Annotated in this window: 19 protein-coding genes; 18 read left to right on the top strand and 1 reads right to left on the bottom strand. The window is 55.9% G+C overall.

Going from position 1 to position 20,397, the window contains the following annotated elements:
* The first annotated feature begins 2 nt into the window (after positions 1 to 2).
* The 11 genes from H7848_RS20290 (at position 3) to H7848_RS03670 (ending at position 11,793) form a co-directional block, all read left to right on the top strand.
* Positions 3 to 482: a DUF805 domain-containing protein gene (locus H7848_RS20290; protein ID WP_208348048.1), complete on the top strand. Its 480-nt coding sequence runs from the start codon at positions 3 to 5 to the stop codon at positions 480 to 482.
* Positions 479 to 3,439: a 2-oxoglutarate dehydrogenase E1 component gene (locus tag H7848_RS03625; RefSeq protein ID WP_208348049.1), complete on the top strand. Its 2,961-nt coding sequence runs from the start codon at positions 479 to 481 to the stop codon at positions 3,437 to 3,439. Before H7848_RS20290 ends, H7848_RS03625 begins: the two co-directional genes overlap by 4 nt.
* A 7-nt stretch (positions 3,440 to 3,446) precedes the next feature.
* Entirely contained in the window at positions 3,447 to 4,967 is a 1,521-nt protein-coding gene (gene odhB, locus H7848_RS03630) for a 2-oxoglutarate dehydrogenase complex dihydrolipoyllysine-residue succinyltransferase (protein WP_208348051.1), read from the top strand.
* Positions 4,968 to 5,054: 87 nt separating this feature from the next.
* Entirely contained in the window at positions 5,055 to 5,435 is a 381-nt protein-coding gene (locus H7848_RS03635) for a hypothetical protein (protein ID WP_208348053.1), read from the top strand.
* A gap of 293 nt (positions 5,436 to 5,728) precedes the next feature.
* Positions 5,729 to 6,283, top strand: a complete 555-nt coding sequence (locus H7848_RS03640) for a L,D-transpeptidase family protein (protein ID WP_208348055.1) — start codon at positions 5,729 to 5,731, stop codon at positions 6,281 to 6,283.
* 3 nt (positions 6,284 to 6,286) lie between these two features.
* Positions 6,287 to 6,730: a hypothetical protein gene (locus H7848_RS03645; protein ID WP_208348057.1), complete on the top strand. Its 444-nt coding sequence runs from the start codon at positions 6,287 to 6,289 to the stop codon at positions 6,728 to 6,730.
* Positions 6,727 to 7,122, top strand: a complete 396-nt coding sequence (locus H7848_RS03650) for an MAPEG family protein (RefSeq protein WP_208348060.1) — start codon at positions 6,727 to 6,729, stop codon at positions 7,120 to 7,122. The genes H7848_RS03645 and H7848_RS03650 overlap by 4 nt, the downstream gene beginning before the upstream one ends.
* Positions 7,119 to 7,493 (top strand): hypothetical protein, encoded by a 375-nt coding sequence (locus H7848_RS03655; protein ID WP_208348062.1) that lies wholly within the window; start codon positions 7,119 to 7,121, stop codon positions 7,491 to 7,493. Before H7848_RS03650 ends, H7848_RS03655 begins: the two co-directional genes overlap by 4 nt.
* A 51-nt stretch (positions 7,494 to 7,544) precedes the next feature.
* Positions 7,545 to 8,933, top strand: a complete 1,389-nt coding sequence (gene lpdA, locus H7848_RS03660; RefSeq protein WP_208348063.1) for a dihydrolipoyl dehydrogenase — start codon at positions 7,545 to 7,547, stop codon at positions 8,931 to 8,933.
* Entirely contained in the window at positions 8,933 to 10,834 is a 1,902-nt protein-coding gene (locus H7848_RS03665) for a beta-galactosidase (RefSeq protein WP_208348064.1), read from the top strand. Before lpdA ends, H7848_RS03665 begins: the two co-directional genes overlap by 1 nt.
* A 2-nt stretch (positions 10,835 to 10,836) precedes the next feature.
* Positions 10,837 to 11,793: an aldose epimerase family protein gene (locus tag H7848_RS03670; protein ID WP_237072576.1), complete on the top strand. Its 957-nt coding sequence runs from the start codon at positions 10,837 to 10,839 to the stop codon at positions 11,791 to 11,793.
* Positions 11,794 to 12,282: 489 nt separating this feature from the next.
* On the opposite strand, the gene H7848_RS03675 is transcribed toward H7848_RS03670, so the two are convergent.
* A complete protein-coding gene (locus tag H7848_RS03675) occupies positions 12,283 to 12,939 on the bottom strand; it encodes a sulfotransferase family 2 domain-containing protein (RefSeq protein ID WP_208348066.1) in 657 nt (218 codons plus the stop codon).
* A 120-nt stretch (positions 12,940 to 13,059) separates the two neighbouring features.
* Here H7848_RS03675 and H7848_RS03680 point away from each other — a divergent pair, with 120 nt between their 5' ends.
* From H7848_RS03680 to H7848_RS03710, 7 genes are all read left to right on the top strand, one after another.
* Positions 13,060 to 14,070: a hypothetical protein gene (locus tag H7848_RS03680; protein ID WP_208348067.1), complete on the top strand. Its 1,011-nt coding sequence runs from the start codon at positions 13,060 to 13,062 to the stop codon at positions 14,068 to 14,070.
* Between the two features lie 80 nt (positions 14,071 to 14,150).
* Complete coding sequence (gene rpiA, locus H7848_RS03685) at positions 14,151 to 14,939, top strand: ribose-5-phosphate isomerase RpiA (RefSeq protein WP_208348068.1); 789 nt, start codon at positions 14,151 to 14,153, stop codon at positions 14,937 to 14,939.
* Positions 14,940 to 14,949: 10 nt separating this feature from the next.
* Positions 14,950 to 16,401, top strand: coding sequence for an FAD-dependent oxidoreductase (locus tag H7848_RS03690; protein ID WP_208348264.1), 1,452 nt, complete (start codon positions 14,950 to 14,952; stop codon positions 16,399 to 16,401).
* 65 nt (positions 16,402 to 16,466) lie between these two features.
* A complete protein-coding gene (gene hflK / locus H7848_RS03695) occupies positions 16,467 to 17,618 on the top strand; it encodes an FtsH protease activity modulator HflK (protein WP_208348071.1) in 1,152 nt (383 codons plus the stop codon).
* Between the two features lies 1 nt (position 17,619).
* Entirely contained in the window at positions 17,620 to 18,531 is a 912-nt protein-coding gene (hflC, locus tag H7848_RS03700; RefSeq protein ID WP_208348073.1) for a protease modulator HflC, read from the top strand.
* Positions 18,531 to 18,725: a DUF2065 domain-containing protein gene (locus H7848_RS03705; protein WP_208348076.1), complete on the top strand. Its 195-nt coding sequence runs from the start codon at positions 18,531 to 18,533 to the stop codon at positions 18,723 to 18,725. The genes hflC and H7848_RS03705 overlap by 1 nt, the downstream gene beginning before the upstream one ends.
* A 187-nt stretch (positions 18,726 to 18,912) precedes the next feature.
* A complete protein-coding gene (locus H7848_RS03710) occupies positions 18,913 to 20,322 on the top strand; it encodes a Do family serine endopeptidase (protein WP_208348266.1) in 1,410 nt (469 codons plus the stop codon).
* The last annotated feature ends 75 nt before the right edge of the window (positions 20,323 to 20,397 follow it).

Genomic DNA, 20,397 nt, shown 5'->3' on the forward strand with positions numbered 1-20,397 from the left:
CGATGGGACCAAAGGAAGCCATAACCACGTGTTTGCGAAAATCTTTCGTGTTCTCAGGCCGTGCCACGCGGTCTGAATTCTGGTGGTTTGTCACTTTGTGGCTTATGGGAATTCTATTGATAGCTTGGATTGAACCACAGTTCATGCTCAGCTACTTAACAGTTTTTCAGTTTTTTTCTTTATTGTTCGTTGTTTGCATGCTGCCGGTTTTTGCGGCGATTTATCGTCGTCTCTCGGACACCAAAGTAACCCCTAAGATTTTGTTATTCATACCGTTGCTGTTATTAATAGCACCGCCATTAGTCTATTTTGTTGATCAGTCTGACTATGGTTTTCAATCACGAACCAGAATGATGCCCGAAGCCCTATGGGCAATATTGGCCTACTTTGGGTGTATCTTTGTGCTTTTGGTATTGTGCGGTTTGCCAAGCGTTAACCGCCCCAACAAATACGGTCCCAACCCACATGAGGTAACGCCATGACCGAACATACCCCCAACGACGTCTTTCATGCCTCTAGCTTTATGCAGGGGCATAATGCCGAGTATCTGGAACAGCTTTACGCCCGATACGCCAACGATCCGAACGCTGTGGATGAGGCATGGCAGGCGTTTTTCAGGCAAATGGGGGATGCCGAGCTGGACGTGAAGGCCGAAGCGCAGGGGCCATCCTGGGCGCGGGGTGACTGGCCGCCGCAACCCGCCGATGACCTGACCGGCGCGCTGACGGGCGAGTGGGCCGCACCGGCCGAGGTGAAAGAGGCGGGCAAAAAGATCGCCGCCAAGGCCGCTGAAAAGGGTGTTGAGGTCAGCGACGATCAGATCAAACGCGCGGTTCTCGACAGTATCCGCGCCCTGATGCTGATCCGCGCCTACCGGATCCGGGGGCACCTTGTGGCCGATCTGGACCCGCTTGGCATGCGCGACCAGACCCCGCACCCCGAACTGGACCCCAAAACATACGGCTTCAGCGACGCCGATATGGATCGTCCGATCTTTATCGACAACGTGCTGGGCCTGCAGATCGCTTCGATGCGCGAAATTCTGGACATCGTAAAACGCACCTATTGCGGCACTTTCGCACTGCAATACATGCATATCTCAAACCCGGAAGAGGCCGCCTGGCTGAAAGAACGGATCGAAGGGTATGATAAGGAAATCACCTTCACTCGCGAAGGTCGTCGCGCGATCCTGAACAAACTGGTCGAGGCCGAGGGCTTTGAAAAGTTCCTGCATGTCAAATACATGGGCACAAAACGTTTTGGCCTGGATGGGGGCGAAGCATTGGTTCCAGCGATGGAACAGATCATCAAACGCGGTGGCAGTCTTGGCGTGAAAGACATCGTCGTCGGCATGCCCCACCGCGGGCGTTTGTCGGTGCTGGCCAATGTGATGGCCAAACCCTATCGCGCGATCTTCAACGAATTTCAGGGCGGCAGCTTCAAGCCCGAAGATGTCGATGGCTCGGGCGATGTCAAATATCACCTTGGCGCGTCCTCGGACCGGGAATTTGACGGCAACACCGTTCACCTTTCCCTGACCGCGAACCCCAGCCACCTTGAGGCGGTGAACCCCGTTGTTCTGGGCAAGGCCCGTGCCAAACAGGAACAGCTGAACGACAAATCCCGCACTCAGGTTCTGCCCATTTTGCTGCACGGCGACGCGGCTTTCGCGGGCCAGGGTGTTGTGGCCGAATGCTTTGGCCTGTCGGGGCTGGTCGGCCACCGCACCGGCGGTACGATGCATATCGTTGTCAACAACCAGATCGGCTTTACCACCGCCCCGCACTTCAGCCGGTCCAGTCCCTATCCCACGGATATCGCGCTGATGGTCGAGGCACCGATTTTCCATGTCAACGGCGATGACCCCGAGGCCGTCGTGCACGCAGCCAAGGTCGCCACCGAATTCCGCCAGAAGTTCCACAAAGACGTTGTCATCGACATCTTCTGCTATCGCCGCTTCGGCCATAACGAGGGTGATGAACCGATGTTCACCAACCCGGTGATGTACAAGCGGATCAAAAAGCATAAGACCACGTTGCAGCTTTACACCGAACGCTTGGTCAAAGATGGCCTGATCCCCGAAGGCGAGATCGAGGATATGAAAGCCGCCTTCCAGGCCCATCTGAACGAAGAATTCGAGGCCGGAAAAGACTATAAGCCCAACAAAGCCGATTGGCTGGACGGCCGCTGGTCGCACCTGGACAAGCGCGACAGCGAGGATTACCAGCGCGGCAAAACGGCGATCAGCAAGAAAACGATGAAAGAGGTTGGTCAGGCGCTGACCTCTGCGCCCGACGGTTTCCCGATGCATAAAACCGTGGGTCGACTCCTGGACGCCAAGAAAAAGATGTTCGACAGCGGGGACGGCTTTGATTGGGCCACGGCCGAGGCTTTGGCCTTTGGGTCTTTGGTCACAGAAGGTTACCCCGTGCGCCTGTCTGGTCAGGATTCGACGCGCGGCACCTTCAGCCAGCGACACTCGGCCCTGATCAATCAGGAAACCGAAGAACGCTATTATCCGCTGAACAACATCCGTCAGGGTCAGGCGCGGTACGAAGTCATCGATTCGATGCTGTCGGAATATGCGGTCCTGGGGTTTGAATATGGCTATTCGCTGGCCGAACCCAACGCGTTGGTCATGTGGGAAGCGCAGTTCGGCGATTTTGCCAACGGCGCGCAGATCATGTTCGATCAGTTCATCAGCTCAGGCGAAAGCAAATGGTTGCGGATGTCTGGCCTGGTGATGCTGCTGCCCCATGGCTACGAAGGTCAGGGGCCCGAACACTCCTCGGCCCGGCTGGAACGGTTCCTGCAGATGTGCGGTGGTGACAACTGGATCGTCGCAAACTGTTCAACTCCCGCTAACTACTTCCACATCCTGCGCCGCCAGCTGCACCGCGACTTCCGCAAACCACTGGTGCTGATGACGCCCAAATCCCTGCTGCGCCATAAGCTGGCCATAAACAAGGCCGAGGATTTCACCACCGGGTCCAGCTTCCACAGGGTGCTGTGGGACGACGCCGAAAAGGGAAACTCTGACACCAAGCTTAAAGCCGACAAGGACATCCGCCGTGTCGTGCTGTGTTCCGGCAAGGTCTATTATGACCTTCTGGAAGAACGGGATGCCCGCGGGATCGACGATATCTATCTGCTGCGTGTGGAACAATTCTATCCGTTCCCCGCGCATTCGGTGGTCAAGGAACTGGAACGGTTCAAAGGCGCCGAAATGATCTGGTGTCAGGAAGAACCCAAAAATCAGGGGGCCTGGGGCTTTATCGAACCCAACATCGAATGGGTCCTGCGCCGCATTGGCGCCAAGCACACGCGACCCGTCTACATGGGTCGCGCCGCTGCAGCCTCACCCGCGACGGGCCTTGCCTCGCAACACAAAGCACAACAACAAGCGCTGGTGGATGAAGCGCTGACGATCGAAGGATAAACACAAAATGTCTATAGAAGTGCGCGTTCCGACTTTGGGTGAAAGTGTAACCGAGGCCACCGTCGCGACATGGTTCAAAAAACCGGGCGACAGCGTGGCCGTGGACGAAATGCTGTGTGAGCTGGAAACAGATAAAGTCACGGTCGAAGTGCCATCGCCTTCCGCCGGAACATTGTCGGAAATCGTTGCAAACGAAGGTGACACAGTCGGCGTTGATGCCCTGTTGGCCAACATCAGCGAAGGCGCCGGGGCGGCGGCACCTGCGCCAAAGGCTGAAGCAGAAAAGCCAAACGAAGCGCCGACTGAAGCGGCAAACGGCGCCAGCGGCGGATCGGTTCATGTCATGGTCCCCACACTGGGCGAAAGCGTGACAGAAGCGACCGTATCGACCTGGTTCAAAGCCGTCGGTGATACCGTCGCCCAGGACGAAATGCTGTGCGAACTGGAAACCGACAAAGTCAGTGTCGAGGTCCCCGCACCCGCCGCCGGCACCCTTACCGAAATTCTGGCGCCCGAAGGCACAACCGTTGACGCCAGCGCCAAGCTGGCCGTTCTGTCGTCATCCGGCGGTGCCGCAGCGCAAGCCGCCCCCGCCGCAGCACCTGCCCCCGCCGGGGCCACAACGCCCAGCACCGGAAAAGACATCGAAAACGCGCCCTCGGCCAATAAACTGATGGCAGAAAACAACATGAGTGCCGATCAGGTCACCGGCACCGGGCGCGATGGCCGTGTGATGAAAGAGGACGTTCTGAAAGCACTGACCGCCCCCAAGGCCGAGGCCCCCAGCGCCCCCGCAGCGCCCCGCGCACCTGTGCCCGCCGATGATGCCGCGCGGGAAGAGCGTGTGAAAATGACCCGCCTGCGCCAGACCATCGCGAAACGTCTGAAAGACAGCCAGAACACCGCCGCGATGCTGACAACCTATAATGAGGTCGACATGACCGAGGTCATGGCGTTGCGCAGCGAATACAAAGACCTGTTTGAAAAGAAACACGGCGTGCGGCTTGGGTTCATGTCGTTCTTTACCAAGGCCTGCTGCCACGCCCTGAAAGAGGTGCCCGAGGTCAACGCCGAAATCGATGGCACCGACATCGTCTATAAAAACTTCGTCCATATGGGCATCGCCGCCGGTACGCCAACAGGTCTGGTGGTGCCGGTGATCCGCGATGCTGACAGCATGTCCTTTGCCGCTATCGAAAAAGCCATCGCCGAAAAGGGCAAACGCGCCCGCGATGGTAAACTTTCGATGGCCGAAATGCAGGGCGGCACCTTCACGATCTCAAACGGCGGTGTCTACGGATCACTGATGTCCAGCCCCATCCTGAACCCGCCGCAGTCTGGTATTCTGGGGATGCACAAAATCCAGGACCGCCCGATGGTCATTAACGGAGAAATCAAAATCCGCCCGATGATGTACCTGGCCCTGTCCTACGACCACCGCATCGTCGACGGCAAAGGCGCGGTGACCTTCCTGGTCCGCGTGAAAGAAGCGCTCGAGGACCCACGCCGTCTGCTGATGGATTTGTAAGGTAGATTGGGGCGATATCTGGTCTAGTAATGTTAGAATTGTGATCTGATTTTGAACGCGAGATTTCACATCGTTCTAGGAACCACGATGATTGCATCATTTGCAATCATCATGTTTTCGCTGATTATGCTGTTCGTTGCCGTTGAAACGCCCCATCCCAGTTACATCAATTGCTTCACATATTTGCATCCACTGGAAGGTAACCTGATCTACACCGCAGCCATCGCTCTTGGAATTGCGCAGATTTATACAGGTTTTCACAAACGGCGCGCAGTCATCCCCTTTACCGAGGCTTTGATTATATTGTCTCTGCTCTACCTTGCCCTCGTCGGCTTTCGGGCATTCGATTTTGCTATCAGTGGGCCCGCTTTGTTGCAGTCTCTCGCCACAAAAGGGGTCGGGCTGGCCGCTATTCTGGGTTTAGCAGTTTGGGTTTTGAATACGGATAAAGATGACGAGTTATTTTAGCAAGCCAAGGTATCATCAACTACCGGCTTAACACACGGCTCGTCAAACTGTCGCCCGGCAGCTAATGACAATGCCGATCCCTGTTCCGGCGGTCTTCGTGGCAGCCGTCTTCGCCGGTTCGGCCGCTGTGGAAAATAACGTCTACCGCGGGCGATTCCAGCCCGATCGACAGGATAAAAGCAAACAGCATAGCAACCTCAAACACTTCAAATCACCTCAACCCTTGCATTTCACCCGTTAAATTCTGTTTAATTTCAAAAACCCTATTCACATAAATTCCATTTCGGAGCCGCATGCGCCTTATTGCCAAACTGATCAAACGCAGCTTCGCCGCCCTTATCGCCCTGATGGCCATTGCTTTTGCGGCCGGGTCGATCCTGCACAGCGCCTCAGGCCCCCCGCCTGAAATGGCACCCGACGATCAGCAGGCCGATGCGATCTTTGTCGACAAAAGCGACCGGACCCTGCAGTTGCTGCGGGATGGTCAGGTGATCCGCACCTACCGGATTTCCCTAGGTGCCGCCCCCTTGGGACATAAACAGCAAGAGGGCGACGAACGCACGCCCGTCGGCATCTATATTATCGACTGGCGCAATGCCGCGTCGGTGGCCCACCTTAGCCTGCATATCTCATACCCCAATGCCGATGACCGCGCCGCCGCGGCCACCCGCGGCGTGTCACCGGGCGGCAATATCATGATCCACGGCATCCTCAACGGCTGGGGCTTTGTCGGCCCATTACAGCGGTTCGTCGACTGGACAAACGGATGCATTGCCGTCACCGATAAGGAAATGCGCGAAATCTGGTCGCTGGTGCCCGATGGCACCCCGATCACTATACAGGACTAATAAGTGCAAAAGAGTTTAGAGAGTAAGAGAAGTACTATTTCAAAAGCTATCTACTGGGGTTTAGTCGCCATTCTAGGGTTTATCATTCTGATGAAAATCAGCGCGTTTATCTACCCGATGATGCAAGCGGCACCGCCGGAAGTTTTAGTTCCTGACCTTCGCCAAGACACCATTATTTTTATGATTGTTAAATTTATTCTTGGTATTGCGCCGGAAACACTATTGTTAATCTCAGTTCTCATCCGGTCAGGCGCAGGTCTTTGGATTGTTATTTTGCTTACTATTCCTGAATTGGGCAACGTCATCGTCTATAATTTTACGGAAAGATTTTTTGTGACTTCGTCTGTTGAGCAGATGTTTCAACAACATATTGCAATAGTGCCTTTTGTGATAGCAATTGGGATACTGATCTATCTGATCAAAACGCAGGAGCTGCGCCGCCCATGACCCCCGAACTGACCGTCCTGGCCCTTGCCGGTTTGTTGCAAGTGATCCAATTTGTGCTGATGGCGGTGCCCACAAACATGGAGATTGGGACCCGTAAAACCATGGGGTCGCGCGATGATGACATTAAGAAAGATGTCAGCCCCCGCACCGGCCGTCTGATCCGTGCGATGAACAATCATTTTGAGGCACTTATCTTATTCACCATCGCCGTTGTTGTCGTGACCTTGGCCAATCAATCCAGCCCCGTTACCGTGACATGTGCCTGGGTCTATCTGGCAGCTCGTATTCTATATATTCCGGCCTATGCCTTTGGATGGGCTCCATGGCGGTCATTGATCTGGTGTGTCGGCATGGCGTCGACGGTCATCATACTTGTTGATGCACTTATATGAACAAACGCACTTGGCTTACCACCGCTCTCTATTGGGTGATTGCACTGATCTTGGCATGGTGTCTTTTGATTTCATTTCATGCCTCCACTCAGGAACCTTATCCCGCCCATTGGCGATTTATCATTTGGTGGGCCGTGCTTTTGGGCACGCATCTTTTGCGGCTGCCTATCGTTATAGTGATTTACATTGCTTACTTCATCGATGCTTTTAATGGTTTCATGCTGATGCTGTATTCTACCCAACCGGGGGCTGATCCGTTTAGTCTGTTGTTGGTGTTTTCACCGTTGATTTTGCTCGGACTTTTTATCTGGCTTTGGCAGAGTGATCAGTATGACCGTCTTTCGCGACGAAAGTCACAAGACGGCACTTGACCCTCAAGCCGCAACACTCTTTATCTACGGTAACCTCTGAAGGAGACCTTTATGTCCAGCTATGACGTCATCATAATCGGCAGCGGCCCCGGCGGCTATGTCTGTGCAATTCGCTGTGCTCAGCTGGGCCTTAAAACAGCCTGTGTCGAGGGGCGCGAAACCCTGGGCGGCACCTGTCTGAACGTGGGCTGCATTCCGTCAAAAGCGCTGCTGCATGCCAGTCATCAGCTGCACGAGGCTGAACATAACTTTGCGAAAATGGGTCTGAAGGGCAAATCTCCGTCAGTCGACTGGAAGCAGATGCTGACCTATAAAAACGAAACGATTGAGGCCAACACCAAGGGCATCGAATTTCTGTTCAAGAAAAACAAGATCGACTGGCTGAAAGGCTGGGGATCAATCCCCGAAGCCGGCAAGGTCAAGGTCGGGGACGAGGTGCACGAGGCTAAGAATATCGTGATCGCCACCGGGTCCGAAGCCGCCAGTCTGCCGGGTGTTGAGATTGACGAAAAGGTTGTTGTCACCTCAACCGGCGCGCTAGAGCTGCCCAAAATTCCGAAAAAGATGGTTGTGATCGGCGCCGGTGTCATCGGGCTGGAACTGGGTTCGGTCTATACCCGTCTGGGGACCGAGGTGCATGTGATCGAATACCTCGATGCCATCACCCCCGGCATGGACGCCGAGGTTCAGCGGACCTTCCAGAAGCTGCTGACAAAACAGGGCATCAGCTTTACTCTGGGCGCTGCGGTCCAAGGGGTTGAGGCCACCAAGACCAAGGCGAAAGTCACCTATAAACTGCGCAAGGATGACAGCGAACATACCATCGATGCGGATGTCGTTTTGGTATCGACCGGGCGCAAACCCTATACCGACGGGCTGGGTCTGGATGCGCTTGGCGTGGCGATGACCGACCGTGGTCAGGTCAAGGTGGGTGATCACTGGCAGACGAATGTGAACGGCATCTACGCCATCGGTGACGCCATCGAAGGCCCCATGCTGGCCCACAAGGCCGAGGATGAGGGCATGGCCGTCGCCGAAACCATCGCCGGTCAGAGGGGCCACGTGAACTACGGCGTCATCCCCGGTGTGATCTACACCCACCCCGAAGTTGCGAATGTCGGCATGACCGAAGAACAGCTTAAAGAAGCCGGGCGCGCCTATAAGGCGGGTAAGTTTTCCTTCATGGGCAACGCGCGGGCCAAGGCGAATTTTGCGGCCGATGGTTTTGTAAAAATTCTGGTGGATAAGGAAACCGACCGTATTCTGGGCGCCCATGTGGTTGGCCCTATGGCCGGTGACCTGATCCACGAAATCTGCGTCGCCATGGAATTCGGCGCCGCGGCCGAGGATCTGGCCCGCACCTGCCACGCCCACCCCACCTATTCCGAGGCCGTGCGCGAAGCGGCACTGGCCTGCGGGGACGGCCCGATCCATTCGTGATGAAACGCACGCTGGGCACCTGCTACTATCCCGAACACTGGCCGGAACAGATGTGGCAGGCCGATGCGGCGCGTATGGTGGACACCGGCCTGACATGGGTCCGTATCGGTGAATTCGCCTGGTCCCGGCTGGAACCCACGCCGGGCGATCTGCAGTTCGACTGGCTGGACCGCGCGATCAATGTTCTGGGTGCCGCGGGGCTAAAGGTGATCCTTGGAACGCCCACCGCGACGCCGCCTAAATGGGTCGTCGACAAGCACCCTGATATGCTGGCCGTCGATGCAAACGGCCACCCGCGCAAATTCGGCTCTCGCCGCCACTATTGCTTTTCGCACCAGGGCTATCGCGACGAATGCCGCCGCATCGTCACACTGCTGGCCGAACGCTATGGTGCAAACCCACATATCGCCGCCTGGCAAACCGACAACGAATACGGCTGCCACGACACCACCGTGTCCTACTCAGACGCCGCGTGCCGCGAATTCCGCAACTGGCTGGCCCAGAAGTACCAATCCCCCGACGCCCTGAACCGCGCCTGGGGCAATGTCTTCTGGTCAATGGAGTATACCGACTTCGACCAGATCGACCTGCCCAACCTGACCGTGACCGAAGCCAACCCATCCCACCACCTGGACTTCCTGCGCTTCAGCTCGGATCAGGTCGTCAGCTTCAACCGCCTACAAACCGACATCCTGCGCAAACACACCGACGCGCCGCTGATCCACAACTACATGGGCCGCGTGCTGGACTTCGACCATTTCGACGTCGGCGCTGATCTGGATATCGCCAGTTGGGACAGCTACCCCATCGGGTTCCTCTCTGACCGGCTTGAGGCGACCGATGATCACAAAACCCGTTTCCTGCGGCAGGGCGACCCGGACATGCAGGCCTTTCACCACGACCTGTACCGCGCCGTCGGGCGGGGCCGCTGGTGGATCATGGAACAACAACCGGGCCCCGTGAACTGGGCCCCATACAACCCGGCCCCGCTGCCCGGCATGGCCCGCCTTTGGGCGTGGGAGGCATTCGCCCACGGGTCTGAGGCCGTCTGCTATTTCCGCTGGCGTCAGGCCCCCTTTGCGCAGGAACAGATGCACGCGGGCCTCTTGCGCCCAGATAGTGACCCCGCCCCAGCCCTGGCCGAGGCGCGGCAGGTCGCGGATGAAATCGAAACCCTGCCCGACACCGGCACTGCCACCGCAGACGTTGCGCTGATCTTCGACTATCCGTCCGCCTGGGCGTGGCAAGTCCAACCCCAGGGCGCCGATTTCGATTATTTCCGCCTGACCTTCGCCTTCTATAAGGCCTTGCGCGTCAATGGCCTGAATATCGACATCGTCCCTTCGACCACCACCGACCTGTCGGCCTACAAACTGGTCCTGGCCCCCGGCATCCTGTCGCTGCCCGATGGCCTGATCACCGCCCTGACCCAATTCGACGGCACCGCCATCCTAGGTCCGCGCACCAATACCAAGACACCGAACCTGTCGATCCCGACACCGCTTGGCCCCAATATCCCCGGTCTTGACGTGCGTATCACCCACACCGAAAGCATCCCGCCATCGGCCGATATCCCGCTGGAAAACGGCCGCATGGTGCATTGGTTCGAGCATCTGGAAGGCGCCGCCGATGTCGCGCTGAAAACCAAAACCGGCGCAGCCGCAATGGTCCGCAATAGTGGGCTGCACTATCTGGCGGGCTGGCCCGACCCTGATACGCTGACGGATATCATTAAAACCGCCTGCGCCCGCCAAGGTATCCCCACCCACACCCTGACCGACGGTCTGCGCCTCCGCGATACCGCGACGCACCGCTTTATCTTCAACTATGCGCCCGACGCGGCCAAGTGGGGCGATACCGACATCCCCGCCGCGGGCGTCCACTGGGAACCACTGGTGTGACCATGTGCGACTGGGGCACACTGCCCGACGGTCGCACGGCCAAGCTGATCACCCTGTCCAACGACCGCCTGCGGGTGAACGTCCTGAGCTTCGGTGCCGCCATTCAAAGCGTGCACCTCGACGATATCCCCCACAGCCTGACCCCCGGTTTCGACCATCTTGCGCCTTACCAGACCGGCAAGGGTGCAAACGGCTGCATCGTCGGCCCTGTCGCCAACCGTATCGGCGGCGCGCAGGCCATGATCGACGGCCAGCTAACCCATTTCGACGCCAACGAAGCGGGCCGCACCACCCGCCACAGCGGCAGCGCCGGGACACACCTGCAGCCATGGCGCCCGACCATGGTCGCCAAAAACTATGCCGAACTGCAACTGCCCCTGCCCGATGGTCAGGGCGGCTTTCCCGGCAATCGCACCCTGATCGCCGCATTCATCCTGACTGAGGCGACCCTGTCCTTGCGCCTAAGCGCCACGACGGACCGCACGACGCTGATCAATCTGGCCAATCACAGCTATTGGAACCTGGGCGGCGCGCCGACCTATGCGGGCCACAGGTTACAGATCAACGCCGATCACTATCTGCCCACGCACGACAACCTGCCCACCGGCGAAATTGCCCCGGTCGCAGGTAAGCCCTTTGATTTTCGCACGCCACGCGACCTGACCCCCGGCACAGACGCTGTGCTGGATCACAACTTCTGCCTGTCCAACACCCGCCGCCCCGTCACCGATATCGCCACCCTGACCGGCCCATCAGGCCTAAGCATGACAATGGCCACAACCGAACCCGGCCTTCAGGTCTATGACGGCGCGAATTTTCCGGGTGCCCCTTATGCGGGTTTGGCGCTTGAGGCCCAAAGCTGGCCCGACGCCCCAAACCACCCGAATTTTCCCAGCATCCTGCTGACCCCCGATGACATCTATACCCAGGAAACGCGGTGGAGCTTTCGGCAATTGTGAACACGCAAAACTTTGCAAAACTCTGGCCCACAAGTTTGCAAAGTTTCTCAATCCTGCGCCGTACGGTTGGGTTAAAATGTCATGAACGACGGATTTAGAGCATCGTCCTTAAAATCTCAAATGTGTTTGATGAGAGCTGAGGGCAGCGACCGGCCCGAGGGTGGGTGCGAGATAAGCGCCCGCCCTGGGGGGCGGGTCGGGCGCTGCCCGGTGGTACCCACCGGGCGACGAGGGCGGATAAAGCGTTGCGGATTTTTAGGACAATGCTCTAATAGTTAACACCGCCCGTTCGTTAACCATGCCTGACCGCATCGCCCTTATTGACGCCACTTACAGACGCGCGGGAATCGTACAAACCCTGCGTACGAATTGTACGAAACGCGTTGTCGGCCCCCTCTGAAAAGCCCGAAAATGTGCAAATTGCACATCTATTTTCGCCGTAAAATCCAACCAAACGGAGCGTTACCCTTTGCGACGTTGCGTCGCTTTTCATGGCCCGTCAAAGGAATAGGAAAAACGGGCAATATCTTCAGCGCAAAGCATTGAAATCACTTCAGCATTTTCATCAGAATAATAGCTGCGATAATCCTTTTGCCTGCGCGAGGCATTCGAAACCGGCAGATCAATGTCAAAGCCCAGATGCGCCTGAAGCCGCAGTAAATCTTCGGCCAGATTTTCCAGCCTGATGAACAGATCGCACCGCTCAGCCCCGTCGGGCGACATCCGCATATAGCTGCCATAGGGGTTCTGCCGGATTGAGGTTTTGATCATATCGTGATGTAAAAAACCACTGAAATCCAATTGCTTGGACAATCCCACCGCCGGATGGTCAAAGTCCTGATCCTGCAGCCAGTGGTAATAGCTGACCATCCGATCCCACGGATTACGCACCATCGTGAAAACAAACAGCCGCTGCAGTTCATCCGGCTCAACAAGCCCATCCAAATCCGCCAGCGTCGAATGTTTCCACAACCGCCCCCTTGTCCGAATTTTTTTCAGCCGCGCCTTTCGCCGTTTGGCCTTGGGCGTGTCCCCGACAAGCACATCATCCCGCGCCGCCCGCGCCTCAAGCGCCATCGCCATCGACGTCCCGCCCGTCTTGGGGATGTGGATAAACAGATACTGCCGCTGCGGCGAATAGATCATAGGCGGATGCATCCCCTTGATATCATGTCATATTAAACCTGATTTCACCCATCGCACCATCCCCAGATTGTCGATACATTCATCTTGGGCTATTCTTCCGCCAAATACGAGCAGACATAGATGACCGCACTTAAACAATACGCAAAGCTGCAAAGCACCGGTCTGTGGCGCGCCTCTGACACCGCGCAAAGGCAGGATGTTGTGGTATCTTTTGGCGACGCAACCCTTGTTATTGCTGATAAAAATGGCCGGGCGCTGTCGCATTGGTCCTTACCCGCGATTGAACGCCTGAACCCCGGCAAATCCCCTGCGCATTACGCCCCCGATACCGAAGGCACCGAGCAGCTTGAAATCGAAGACCCCGATCTGATTGCGGCGATCGACAAGATTACCAAAGCCATCGCCCGCCACCGGCCGCGTCCCGGGCGGCTGCGCTGGCTTAGTCTGGGGGGCAGCATCACGGTTGTACTGGCTGTTTTGCTTCTTTGGCTGCCTGGCGCGCTGCAACGACACACCCTTAAGGTCGTGCCCGACGTCAAACGGGATGAGATTGGCGCAGCTTTGCTGGAAAAGATCGACCGCATCGCGGGCATGCCCTGTGGTTCGCCTGATGGGTCTGATGCGCTTGATACGCTGAAAACCCGTCTAAGCATTGAAAACCAAATACTGATTTATCCTGCGGGACTACCAGAAACAGTTCATCTGCCGGGCAAGGCAATCCTGATACCGGCCAAGGTTTTTGAAGATCACGAAGACCCCGCCGTCGCAGCAGGATTTATCCTGGCGCAGCTGATCCGGACGGAAACGCGCGATCCGCTGCGTGACCTTCTGGAATATGGCGGAATTTTAACCACCTTTCGCCTTTTGACGACCGCAGACATTCCTGATCAAACACTGTTAGCCTATGCAGAAACACTGCTGAGCACCCCACCACGCCCGGTTGATGACAACGCGCTACTGACCGCCTTTGCCAAAGCTGGCGTCAGTTCCGGGCCTTATGCCTATGCGCTTGATCCATCCGGCGAAACAACCCTTGCCCTGATCGAAGCCGACCCTTTTATCGGGCGAACCCCTTCACCAATTCTGTCAGACGGCGAATGGATCAGTCTTCAATCCATTTGTGGTGGTTAATCGGCATTTTTCAGCACTAGACACTCGCACCTTGCCATCAGTTTCTTTATAAGGCAGCCAGTTAAAGGAGTCGGGGGTTTATGTCTTTGGATTTATCGCCAGTAGATCAAGCAAAATTTTTTGCCGCACGTCGTGCAACGGATTATGTTGAAAACGGAATGCGCGTGGGTCTTGGCACCGGATCGACTGCCGCTTGGTTTGTCAAATGTCTTGGTGAAATGGTCCGTGATCACGGACTGAATATCATCTGTGTTGCGACCTCGGCCCAGACTGCGGAACTGGCCAAATCCGAAGGCATCACAGTTACGACACTGGATGATGTACGCTGGCTGGACGTGACCATCGATGGAGCCGACGAATATGATCGCCAGCTGAACCTGATCAAAGGCGGCGGCGGGGCGCTTTTGCGGGAAAAGATCGTCGCAACGGCCAGCGAACAGGTGATTATCATCGCTGACGCCACCAAGCAGGTGGACACACTTGGTGCGTTCCCCCTACCGGTCGAAGTCATTCCATTTGGATGGCAATCGACAAAAACGCTGATCGAAGAAATGCTGATTGGTCTTGATGTCATGGGGCGCCGTGCCAGCCTGCGTATGAAAAACAACCAGCCTTTCAGGACCGATGAAGGCAATTATATTCTTGATCTGGATTTACGCCGGATCGGAAATGCACAGCAGCTGTCGCTTGTGTTGAACCAGGCGCCCGGCGTTGTGGAAAATGGGCTGTTCATTGATATATGCGATGCCGTTGTGATCGGATATTCCGACGGCAAGGTCGAAGTTCGGGATATCAACGAAAGCATCATGGAACAGACGCAGGTTGAGATTTTCGAAGAAGACAATCTGTTCTTGGACATTGATGACTGAAAGGATTGGAATGGATTTCGATTATGATCTTTTCGTCATTGGCGGCGGATCAGGCGGTGTCAGGGCGGCGCGTGTTGCCGCAGCCGAAGGCGCTAAGGTCGGCCTGGCGGAAGAATACCGCATGGGCGGAACATGCGTGATCCGCGGGTGTGTTCCCAAAAAGCTGATGGTCTTTGCCAGCGAATACCGTGAAATGTTCGAAAATGCGCGGTCTTATGGTTGGGATGTGAAAGATGGCGATTTTCATTGGCCGAAGTTTCAAAGCCATCTTGCAAGTGAGTTGGACCGGTTAGAAGAAATCTATCGCAACCTGCTGCGCAGTTCGGACGTTGCAGTGCATGACAGTCGCGCGCGGCTTGTTGACCCACACACGATTGAACTGGCCGATGGCGACAAAAAGACAGCCAAGCACATCCTGATTGCCACCGGCGGATATCCGGTCAAACCTGATCTGCCCAATGCTGACTTGGGGATTACTTCAAATGATATCTTCAACCTGAAGGAACTGCCAAAATCAATCCTGATTATTGGTGGCGGATACATTGCGTGTGAATTTGCATGCATCCTGAACGGCATGGGTGTCGAGGTCGTGCAATATTACCGCGGCGCTCAGATTCTGCGTGGGTTTGACGACGAAGGGCGTGGTTTGGTGGCGGATCTGATGCGGGAAAAAGGGATCGACCTGCGCACAGGAACCAACATCGTTGAAATGAAGCGCGCCAGTGATCATAACCCCGACTACGAAGGCGGCACATCGTCCGACGCGGCAATGATCGAGGATCACGAGGTGATCACGCGCAAGCAAACATCAGACAAAACTGGACCGATCTGGGTCAAGGCAACCAACGGTACTGAACGTGTTTTCGATCAGGTCCTTTTTGCGACAGGCCGTTCGCCGAACACGCAGGATATGGGTCTGGAAGAAGCAGGCGTGAAACTGGGTCGGCGCCATGAAATCATCGTTGATGACTATTCACAGACGTCGGCGCCATCGATCTACGCCGTTGGCGATGTCACAAACCGCGTCCAACTGACCCCCGTGGCCATCCGCGAAGGCATGGCCTTTGTCGAAACCGTGTTCAAAGGCAACCCGACCAAGCCGGATCACGAACTGATTCCATCGGCCATTTTCACGCAGCCCGAGTTCGGCACGATTGGCCTGACCGAAGAAGAGGCGCGCGATCAGGAACCAATTGAGGTTTACTGCACCTCATTTCGGCCCATGCAAACGGCCTTTGCCGGACGCCCCGACCGTATTTTGATGAAACTTGTCGTTTCCCGAGAAACACGCAAGGTTTTGGGATGTCACATTGTCTCGCCCTATGCGGGGGAAATGATACAGCTGGCGGGGATCGCCGTTAAAATGGGCGCAACAAAAGAAGATTTTGACAGAACGGTTGCAGTACATCCGACAATGTCGGAAGAGATTGTAACAATGAAAACACCGATGCGGACGGCTTGAATTTCCGGCCCGCACCATCAAGTTATGAACAACAACACTTATCCACCAAGGAGATAACAGCAAAAATGGCTGGCAACAACGGCGGCCCTTGGGGCGGCGGAGGCGGCTCGGACGGCGACGATCGCAACCGAGGCGGAGATAGAGGAAATGACAACCGGCGCCCTGGGCCGGAAGGCGGACGTTCGGAAATTGACGATCTGATGAAAAAAGGTCAGGAACAACTACGCGTTCTGATGGGCGGTCGCGGTGGCAATGGCAGCGGTCCAGGTGGACCCACCGGAGGAGAGCCCTTTCCAACCCGAACTGTGGTTGGTATCGGTTTTGTTGTAGCTTTCATCGCGTGGATCGCCGCATCGTTTTACACAGTCCGTCCGGAAGAACAGTCGGTTGAGCTGTTTTTGGGCGAATTTTCCAGCACTGGCGGCCCGGGTCTAAACTTTGCCCCATGGCCCCTGGTGACCTACGAAGTCGAAGCGGTCACCCGTGAAAACACCGAAGATATTGGCGTAGGGCGTGGTGGTCAGCGTGGGGATGCAGGTCTGATGCTGACCACGGATGAAAACATCGTCGATATTGACTTTCAGGTGGTCTGGAACATCAGCAACCTTGAGCATTTCAAGTTCAACCTGGCCGATGGCCAGCAGACCGTGCGGGCCGTATCCGAAGCGGCTATGCGTGAAATCATTGCCCAGTCTGAGCTATCGCCAATTCTGAACCGTGATCGTGAATTGATTGCAGACACAGTGACAATACTTATTCAGTCAACATTGGATAGCTATGAAAGCGGTATCAATATTGTCCGTGTCAACCTTGACCGTGCTGATCCGCCATCGGAAGTTATCGACGCTTTCCGCGATGTTCAGGCTGCGGAACAGGAACGTGACCGCCTTGAACGTCAGGCTGATGCCTATGCAAACCGCGTTCTGGCGGGTGCACGGGGTGAAGCGGCTCAGGTCCTGGAAGAAGCCGAGGGCTATCGCGCACGTGTCGTCAATGAAGCTCAGGGGGAGGCGAGCCGCTTCCTGGCAGTCTTAACTGAATATCGTTTGGCCCCCGAGGTGACGCGCAAACGTCTTTATCTTGAAACCATGGAACGCGTTCTTGGTGACGTGAACAAGGTGATCCTTGATGATAATGGCAGCGGCAACGGACAGGGCGTCGTGCCTTATCTGCCGTTGAACGAATTACGCCGCAACACAACCACAGCGGAGAACTGATATGAATAAGACGATCTTTGCAATTGCCGCTGTCTTTGTCGTTTTGATTGTTGGCCTTTCATCGGTCTACATCGTCGATGAGCGTGAAAAAGCGCTGGTTCTGCGCTTTGGTCAGATACAGCAAATCGAAGAGGAACCGGGGCTTCACTTCAAATTGCCAATCATCGACGAAGTGGTGCGTTATGATGCACGCATCTTGTCGTTGGATACACCTGCAATTGAGGTTACACCGTCTGATGACAGACGTCTGGTTGTCGATGCCTTTGCCCGCTATCGGATTGAAGATGTCGAACAATTCAGGCTGGCTGTTGGTCCGGGTGGACAACGTGCCGGTGCAGATCGGTTGGCATCGATCCTGACGACACAGACCCGCGCTGTTCTGGGTGCCGATGGTGTGACATCAAACACAATCTTGTCCGAAGAACGTTCAGATCTTATGCAACGCATTCGTATTCAGGCGGATGCAAGGGCTGAAGATCTGGGTCTGGAAGTTGTTGACGTTCGTTTGAAACAAACAAATCTTCCCAATCAGAACCTGGAAGCCACATTCGACCGGATGCGGGCGGAACGTGAACGCGAAGCTACAGATGAACGCGCCCGCGGGGAAGAAGCCGCCCAACGCGTTCGCGCCCAGGCTGATCGTACGGTTGTTGAATTGGTTTCTGAAGCCCGTCGCGAAGCTGAAATCACCCGCGGTGAAGCTGATGCGCAGCGCAATAACATCTTTGCCAGCGCCTTTACCCAAGATCCCGATTTCTTTGACTTCTATCGTTCGCTGGCGGCCTACGAACGCGCTATTCAGGGCAGTAACTCAACAATGATTATCACCCCTGACAGCGAATTTTTCAACTACCTCGATGGTACAGGGCTGGATGCCAGAACCACAAACGGTGGTGTCGCATCACAGCAGTAATGGAAACGATTCTTCTAGCCATAGGGCTGGTATTGGTCGTCGAGGGGCTGGTCTATGCACTGGCCCCTTCGCTTATAGAAGACCTGTTGCAGGCCCTGCGCAACCTTTCAATTGAACAACGTCGCATGATTGGAATTGCTTGCCTTGCAACCGGAATATGTTTTGTCTGGATTGCCAAACTGCTTGGGGCCTGAATTCATTCAATATAATTGTGGTTAATGATCAATTCCGTCTCACACTGGCGTGACGCGGACTTTCAACGCTTGGCGTTATGGCAAAAGCACCCTACTTTGTTAGACAAGACCGCAGGTCACGTAGATTGAATGACTAAGGAGTTGAAGTTTGAAACCCAAGGCAATCGCACTTATAAAAACACGCACGATGCCTCAGATGCTGTTTGCGTTGATCCTTGGCTTTGCCTTTTTGCTGGCACAAGCCATGTTCGCAAACGCTCGGGGCGCACCGGAAAGCTTTGCTGATCTGGCCGATCAGATCAGTCCGGCTGTTGTGAATATCACGACATCTACGACGGTTGCAGGGCGCACTGGCCCGCAAGGACTGGTGCCCGAAGGATCACCGTTTGAAGAATTTTTCCGCAACCTGCCCGCCCCCGATGGCGCACCACGCCGGTCATCGGCATTGGGATCGGGCTTTGTGATTTCCGAAGACGGCTTCATCGTGACGAACAACCACGTCATCGAAGGCGCTGACGAAATCCTGGTCGAATTCTTCACAGGCGGGGAACTGCCCGCGACCGTAATTGGCACGGATCGGAATACAGACATCGCCCTGCTGAAAGTCGAAGCAGACGGACCACTGCCATTCGTTCCATTTGGTGATAGCGATGCAATGCGTGTTGGTGATTGGGTCATGGCCATGGGTAACCCGCTGGGCCAGGGCTTTTCTGTATCAGCCGGTATCGTCTCACAACGTGGGCGGGCGCTGTCAGGCGCTTATGACGACTATATCCAGACCGACGCTGCGATCAACCGCGGCAACTCGGGCGGTCCACTGTTCAACATGGACGGTCAGGTCATTGGCGTGAACACCGCTATCCTTTCGCCAAACGGCGGATCGATTGGCATCGGTTTTGCGATGTCGGCGAATGTGGTGACCAGCGTTGTCGAGCAACTGCAGGAATTCGGTGAAACCCGCCGCGGCTGGTTGGGTGTCCGCATTCAGGACGTGACCCCCGACGTGGCCGAGGCAATGGGTCTTGAAGAAGCCGCAGGCGCGCTTATAACAGATGTTCCCGCTGGCCCCGCCGAAGACGCCGGAATGTTGGCCGGGGATGTCATTCTTTCGTTTGACGGCGCAGATGTGTCTGACACCCGCGAATTGGTGCGTCGCGTTGGCAATACGGCCGTTGGTAAAAGCGTTCGTGTTGTTGTGTTCCGCGAAGGACAAACGCAAACGCTATTGGTGACGCTCGGCCGCCGCGAAACGGCCGAAGGTGCCATTCCGGCCGCCGCTGTGCCCGAGGAAGAAGTGACCGAGCAGAATATGCTGGGCCTTACCCTTTCGCCGATCACACAAGCCTTGCGCGAAGAACTGCAGTTACAGGCAGGTATTGAGGGCCTGGTTATTACCGATGTCGATGGTGCCTCGGAAGCCTATGAAAAGGGCCTGCGCGCAGGTGATGTGATCACCGAAGCAGGCCAACAGGCCGTTGCCAGCATCGCTGATCTTGAAACCCAGATAGAAGAGGCCAAAGAAGCGGGTCGTAAATCGCTTTTGCTGCTAATTCGGCGTGCGGGTGAACCGCGTTTTGTTGCGATTTCGATAGAATAGCGCTCTCAACCAGTCTGAACACGGACGAAGCCGGGTCACAAGGCCCGGTTTCTTTTTGTGTAAGTCCCCGTCTTT

This window comes from Pseudaestuariivita rosea (genome assembly GCF_017592335.1).
GTDB classification, from domain to species: Bacteria; Pseudomonadota; Alphaproteobacteria; order Rhodobacterales; family Rhodobacteraceae; genus Parasulfitobacter; species Parasulfitobacter rosea.

Coding starts and splice junctions, on each gene's coding strand:
- H7848_RS20290 (WP_208348048.1), top strand. CDS start 3: ATGGGACCAAAGGAAGCCATAACCACGTGTTTGCGAAAATCTTTCGTG.
- H7848_RS03675 (WP_208348066.1), bottom strand. CDS start 12,939: ATGATCTATTCGCCGCAGCGGCAGTATCTGTTTATCCACATCCCCAAG.
- hflK (WP_208348071.1), top strand. CDS start 16,467: ATGGCTGGCAACAACGGCGGCCCTTGGGGCGGCGGAGGCGGCTCGGAC.
- lpdA (WP_208348063.1), top strand. CDS start 7,545: ATGTCCAGCTATGACGTCATCATAATCGGCAGCGGCCCCGGCGGCTAT.
- H7848_RS03650 (WP_208348060.1), top strand. CDS start 6,727: ATGACCCCCGAACTGACCGTCCTGGCCCTTGCCGGTTTGTTGCAAGTG.
- H7848_RS03690 (WP_208348264.1), top strand. CDS start 14,950: ATGGATTTCGATTATGATCTTTTCGTCATTGGCGGCGGATCAGGCGGT.
- odhB (WP_208348051.1), top strand. CDS start 3,447: ATGTCTATAGAAGTGCGCGTTCCGACTTTGGGTGAAAGTGTAACCGAG.
- H7848_RS03655 (WP_208348062.1), top strand. CDS start 7,119: ATGAACAAACGCACTTGGCTTACCACCGCTCTCTATTGGGTGATTGCA.
- H7848_RS03670 (WP_237072576.1), top strand. CDS start 10,837: ATGTGCGACTGGGGCACACTGCCCGACGGTCGCACGGCCAAGCTGATC.
- H7848_RS03665 (WP_208348064.1), top strand. CDS start 8,933: ATGAAACGCACGCTGGGCACCTGCTACTATCCCGAACACTGGCCGGAA.
- H7848_RS03635 (WP_208348053.1), top strand. CDS start 5,055: ATGATTGCATCATTTGCAATCATCATGTTTTCGCTGATTATGCTGTTC.
- H7848_RS03680 (WP_208348067.1), top strand. CDS start 13,060: ATGACCGCACTTAAACAATACGCAAAGCTGCAAAGCACCGGTCTGTGG.
- H7848_RS03640 (WP_208348055.1), top strand. CDS start 5,729: ATGCGCCTTATTGCCAAACTGATCAAACGCAGCTTCGCCGCCCTTATC.
- H7848_RS03710 (WP_208348266.1), top strand. CDS start 18,913: ATGCCTCAGATGCTGTTTGCGTTGATCCTTGGCTTTGCCTTTTTGCTG.
- hflC (WP_208348073.1), top strand. CDS start 17,620: ATGAATAAGACGATCTTTGCAATTGCCGCTGTCTTTGTCGTTTTGATT.
- rpiA (WP_208348068.1), top strand. CDS start 14,151: ATGTCTTTGGATTTATCGCCAGTAGATCAAGCAAAATTTTTTGCCGCA.
- H7848_RS03705 (WP_208348076.1), top strand. CDS start 18,531: ATGGAAACGATTCTTCTAGCCATAGGGCTGGTATTGGTCGTCGAGGGG.
- H7848_RS03625 (WP_208348049.1), top strand. CDS start 479: ATGACCGAACATACCCCCAACGACGTCTTTCATGCCTCTAGCTTTATG.